The following is a 317-nucleotide window of genomic DNA, read 5'->3' as shown; positions in this document are numbered from 1 at the left end:
GGGCGTAGACGCCGAAGGGGTAGCGGCTTTCGATGGCGGTCAGGCGCTCGCGGGCTTCTTTCCAGCCCCCGGACGAGATTTCCGCCTTGGCGTCGGCGTACAGCTGTTCGGCGCTCCAGTTGGTGGTCTTGTCGTACTTGCTGTTGGTCGAGCCGCAACCGGCAATGGCGATAACGGCAAATAGCGCGATAACCACGCGCAAAACCGACCCGCTTCGGGAGGCGGGGTTCAAGGGAGCTGCGGAGTGGTGAATCACGAGAATCGTATCCTTGGTGTTAGCATGGCAGGCTGATTATATGATTTGTCTCCATGTCTGA

Annotated in this window: 1 protein-coding gene; it reads right to left on the bottom strand. The window is 59.3% G+C overall.

All coding sequences use genetic code 11. The features are described 5' to 3' along the window. The coding region (locus tag SB751_RS29130; RefSeq protein ID WP_410748924.1) for a tetratricopeptide repeat protein at window positions 1-202 on the bottom strand (202 nt) is incomplete at its 3' end. Window positions 203-317 lie beyond the last annotated feature (115 nt).

The sequence above is a fragment of the Cupriavidus sp. SIMBA_020 genome (assembly GCF_046535395.1).
Taxonomy (GTDB): Bacteria; Pseudomonadota; Gammaproteobacteria; order Burkholderiales; family Burkholderiaceae; genus Cupriavidus; species Cupriavidus campinensis.
The sequence above is the reverse complement of the archived record's forward strand: the minus strand, read 5'-3'. Positions and strand labels throughout refer to the sequence as shown.